Annotated in this window: 6 protein-coding genes; 3 read left to right on the top strand and 3 right to left on the bottom strand. The window is 38.3% G+C overall.

What is annotated here, in order from left to right:
- Nucleotides 1–308: ATP-binding cassette domain-containing protein (locus H7254_RS18300; RefSeq protein WP_301934343.1), on the top strand; the 308-nt coding region annotated here is incomplete at its 5' end.
- Nucleotides 309–917: 609 nt separating this feature from the next.
- On the opposite strand, the gene H7254_RS18295 is transcribed toward H7254_RS18300, so the two are convergent.
- The 3 genes from H7254_RS18295 to H7254_RS18285 all read right to left on the bottom strand — a co-directional run bounded on the left by H7254_RS18295 (nt 918) and on the right by H7254_RS18285 (nt 3465).
- Complete coding sequence (locus H7254_RS18295) at nt 918–1364, bottom strand: hypothetical protein (protein WP_301934342.1); 447 nt, start codon at nt 1362–1364, stop codon at nt 918–920.
- 224 nt (nt 1365–1588) lie between these two features.
- Nucleotides 1589–2458: a sugar phosphate isomerase/epimerase gene (locus H7254_RS18290; RefSeq protein ID WP_301934341.1), complete on the bottom strand. Its 870-nt coding sequence runs from the start codon at nt 2456–2458 to the stop codon at nt 1589–1591.
- A gap of 308 nt (nt 2459–2766) precedes the next feature.
- Nucleotides 2767–3465, bottom strand: coding sequence for a hypothetical protein (locus H7254_RS18285; RefSeq protein ID WP_301934340.1), 699 nt, complete (start codon nt 3463–3465; stop codon nt 2767–2769).
- 596 nt (nt 3466–4061) lie between these two features.
- On the opposite strand from H7254_RS18285, the gene H7254_RS18280 reads away from it, so the two are divergent.
- Nucleotides 4062–4187: a hypothetical protein gene (locus H7254_RS18280; protein WP_301934339.1), complete on the top strand. Its 126-nt coding sequence runs from the start codon at nt 4062–4064 to the stop codon at nt 4185–4187.
- Between the two features lie 506 nt (nt 4188–4693).
- The coding region (locus tag H7254_RS18275; protein ID WP_301934338.1) for a hypothetical protein at nt 4694–4879 on the top strand (186 nt) is incomplete at its 3' end.

Here is a 4879-nt window from a genome sequence, read left to right as displayed (position 1 = left end):
TATCGGGTGGTCAGCGCCAGCGGATTGCGATTGCAAGGGCGATACTGGCCGACCCTAAAATTATCCTGTTAGATGAAGCCACCTCCAGCCTGGATACGGAAAGTGAAGCCTTGATTCAGCAAAGTTTAAATGAATTGATGAGGGGCAGAACCACTTTTGTAATTGCCCACCGGCTAAGCACCATCCGCAAGGCCAGCCAGATACTGGTAATAGAAGCCGGCAAGATTGCAGAAAGAGGAAACCATGATGATCTGATTGCCAAAAAAGGACGCTATTACGAATTGTTTACTTACCAGGCGAGGATATAATGGGAGAAGTTTTTGTTTGCCCGGAAAGATTCATCTGAGCGCAACTTTTGGCCAGCGGTTTAAGTATGCTTTTCTTTGGAGAACAACAGCCTCGTATGCCGTACTATTTTTAAATAATGACATCAGTATTTTTTAAAAACCAGCATAAACCAGATTAATATATCGTCCTAATCTTTTTTAATTTAAGAAGTTGCATTTATTGTACGGATGCGGTAACGCTCTAACGTGAACCTGTGACTGAGAGCTGAGGAGCCATTTGAATTTAAAGCAGCAATGGAAAAAATAATTTGGTAAAGGGGTTGGTTGGAAATACCGGTAATGCCGACCCCATTCCCCATTCATTTTTACGTTTAAATTGGCGTGGTGGCAGGGGGTCAAGACTCATGGATTTTCCAGGCTATTCCTTAAAACTGCAGATACAGAAACTATTCTACAGGAACTATTTGATTATTTTACTCAAAATATTTTGCCTTAAAAAAAAGAAAAAACTTTTGAACGCCTACGAAAAAATGGACCCTAAAAGGGCGAGTTTAAAATAGATACTAACTTTAAAACTGCTTTCTAAAATCCATAACGTAATAACATTGCCCGTCGGCATTGAAAGATTATTTATTGTTTTACCGGAGTAGTGATTCTCAAAATTTTACTTTGTGAAGTTGCGCTTTGCGTCATTTTAAATCCACTTGCTTTACCTAAAGGACAATAATAATCAAGTGCACTCCAGGCTTCATTATAAGTAAGATCATATTCCACCACTTTTCCCCTGGTAACTATATTTGCAGTATAATTAAAAAAATCCCTGGTACCATAACCGCCAAAGTTTCCATACATCACATCACCTTCATAGGTTCTTAATCCATCAAAGTTTTGAACAATGGTATATCCATAATTTGTTTCTACTATATATAATCCACAGGAGTTATCACTAAATACCACATCGCCGGTTTCCTGCGAAAGCCAGGAGGACCTGTTATCATATATTCTTTCTTTAGCACAACTGGTAAATAAAACTGCAACTAAAACCGCTACAATTGAATACGTAAAAATCTTTTTCATGAGTGATGTTTTTTATGAACAATAATTACAGCAATGAGACGAAAGACAGCAGGCAAAGTTTCATTACAACTTGTTAAAATAAAAAAGCCCCACAGCAGCGGAGCTTTAAAATTTTTTAATCGGGCGCTTAAAAACCCCAGCCAGCAGTTTTATCCATTTAGCCGAAGCGTTAGATAAAGTATTATAGCTTCTTAGCCATGGTACAATTTAAACTTTATGCCCCGCTACAAGCTTTTTATATAATCCGCACATCCCTTCATTATAGTGGGGTCAGTTTCCATCTCAACAAAAATATATTGAAGTCCGCCCACCTTGGCGGCGTCAAAAAAATCTTTCCAGTCTACAATGCCCGTGCCCATCGTTACTTCTTTGGTATGATCCGAAGGAGCGTAATCCTGCAGGTGCGCCGATATAAAACGACCGGGATATTTACGGAAATAATCCTGTGCCTTATAACCCGATGTGATAGCGGCTACCTGAAACTGCATTTTTACCAGCGAAGGATCTACGTACTCCAGCATCACATCATATTGAGGACGATCACTGATCTTTTCGTCAAACTCTCCGTTGTGGTTATGATATCCTGCTATCATGCCGCCCTTCTTCACCAGTTCTCCCACATGGTTCATCTGTTCGCAACGCTTCTTGATCTCCTCTTCTGTTTTGGCTCCCAGTCCGCCGGAGCATACCATAGTTTTCAACCCCAATTGGTTCGCAAATTCAATACGCTCCGCCAGGCTTGCATCATCTGTGATCTCTTTCCAGGTAAAATGGCAACTGGTAGTTTGAAGGCCGGCATCGTTGGTGATTTGTTTCAATTCCTTACCCGAATATTTTTCCAGCGGGGCAAATGGCCCCTGGTATCCTTTGGGGCTGCACCATTCTACATTTTGATAACCATAGCCAGCCAGGCGTTTCATGGTCTCTTCCGGTTTCAGGGAGATGACATCCCGGAACACATAACTTTGAAAACCGAGCGGCATATTAATACCTTTCCTGTTTGCCAGGGCAAGTAAGCCGGCAGGCATAGCACCCAGCATTGTTGTAGAGGCAAGTCCTGCAGCGGCATTGCCTAAAAAAGATCTTCTATTCATAACAATCGTTTTTATGTGTTTAAAATTACAAGGCAAGCTATAATGACGGGGTTGTTCCTAACCGGCATTTGTTGCTGGTAAAAGATAAGTATTAATATGCACTCGGGCAATAAACAGCGGCAAAAAATATTTAACAAAAACTGACTGGTTTTCCTGCAATTTTTTAATAGCTGCTGTATTCGAAAAATGCCGGGATCGCCAGATAGATCGATCTTTTCTTTCCTGCAAAAGGTATCAATGCTGTTTCGGGTGTTTTCACAGTGTTCATCAATATTTGCTTCCGTGGCCGGTGTGCTAGAGAATTGTATTCAACAGATCAACAACAACCTGCTCTGCCCCGATTTTTCTTTTGGTGCACGATGAACACATGGAGAGACCAGACTTTCAGGATGATCTACCGCCAACCGCCATAAGTTACCAAGACCTAAGCTTACTGCACAGGCATCCGGTTTAGCCTGATAGTGCAGGTCAAAGAAATATTCACTCAAGAATGATTCAAAACCTTCGTCTGGTCCACGATATAGTTTTTTGAGTTCATTCCGTATTTCTGGAATAAGTACTTTCTGTGTGGCTTGTGAATTTGGCAATATATCACTGGACTCGCCATAGTAAGTGCATAAAAAGGTATCAACTGGTATCGGAGAGCGATCTACATGAAAGGAATAAACGTCGGTTGAAAAAAACGGGTAGGTATCATCCCTGTCGTAGTAACTGATCACATTAAGTATTGGCGATCCGCCATGACCTTTCAACATCTTCAGGTCTTCTAAAAGAATTTCACGTGCAAGTTGTCCCTGTTCACTCAACTTAAGTTCACGAAGTTCCGCTGGTTCAATTGTCGCAATATTTCCAGTTAACTCAACCTTATCAATTATCTCAGAAAAATCACCTGTAAGTTTACGCGTCCAGCAAATCGCATTAATTTCATCATGGAATGCCGTAGTAACAAGATCCTGGAAATTCGAGACACAGTGAATTTTATTTTCATTATGAGATAAATCTATCATACAGCTTAATATAAGTATAAAATTATTTTACAAAAGTAGCAACTAAAGCCGGTGATAGGGCGATAGCGGCTTGTGTGTAGGTGCAGTATTGGTAGCGTATAAAATACGGTCACTCCGGTATAGCAATAAACTTAAGCTATCATCAGGAAACAAATTGATCAGGTAATAATTTAGGTTGTGGTATACTAAATGGTACGTAAGATCAACACAAACAAAACAAGCGCACTGTAAGCTGGTTATATAAAAGTGCCGGCAGGTATAAGAGAACATCACTGGCTTGTTAGCAGGCAAATAAAGAGTATGTTCAGCATATGCTTCAAAATGAGCTGTTGAGATGGTATCAAAAGCACAATTTGGTGTTTAATTATAAAATTGGCTTCATTGAAAAGAGTTAAGATAAAGTTGGAAAAAAAAGTTCGAAGAAAAATAAATCGCTAACACCCCCTTAAAAATTTAGTTTATTTTTTATAAAAAATATTAAAATAAAAGAGGGAATACTTATAGCGTAAATGATACCGCAACTCAATACGCCAAAGAGTTTGTATATCACTGAAGGAACATAATAAGAATCATATCAAACGACGAAAAATGAACAATTGTTACTTCCAATATTATACATGAAGAGTGATCTTACCGATCACAACCTCAAATTAAATGTTGCAAACGATGTCATTGTGGAAATTGCCAGGATATTCACTATTATAAATGGAGTGCCAATGTAAAGTATTGGCAAGAATACTGGGGCTTACCAAGCCAAATACCAACATGGTCGCCGATTTAACGCAAATCAAAGTAGGAAATATTATAAGTGCTGCAATAAGTACTTTAAAAAAGCCCCGCCCGAATAGAGGAAATACCGGCAATGCCGACCCCCATTCCCCATTCATTATTACGTTTAAATCGTTGTGGCGGCAGGAGGTCAAGACTCGTGAATTTTCTACTGTACACAGAAATGAAAATTTATGATAAGGTGATAAATGTAATTTATGATTATGAAGAAAAAGGAATAAACTACGCCGGTACAGCAACTTTGATAAACGCAGATTTGGAGAAAGCTTTGTTATTTGATTACGGTTTTGTTGAAATACGTTCGGATTATAAAATAAATATACTTACGCCTGTAAAAAAACTCATCAATCATAAATTTAATTTATGCAAATCATTTAATTTATAAATAAAAATTTATAAATAGTTTTATTGAATTTTGTGCCATCAAATTATTCACAAAATGAAAATTGAATTTATAAAGTTAAAAAAGACAGTTACACCGAACCCTATCCCAGATTACGAAAAAGGTTTTCCTGATCTTTTTAATAGGCTAACTACTATCCTTTTTTCGATTTTATTTTTGTGTAACATCAGTTTTCTCCTTTTGAATTTTGATCATCAGCAATGGAATTTATGGGGATTACTT

This window comes from Ferruginibacter sp., assembly GCF_014377975.1.
In the GTDB taxonomy this organism is placed as follows: Bacteria; Bacteroidota; Bacteroidia; order Chitinophagales; family Chitinophagaceae; genus Ferruginibacter.
Note: the sequence above shows the minus strand (reverse complement) of the source record. Positions and strands in the feature narration are given on the sequence as shown.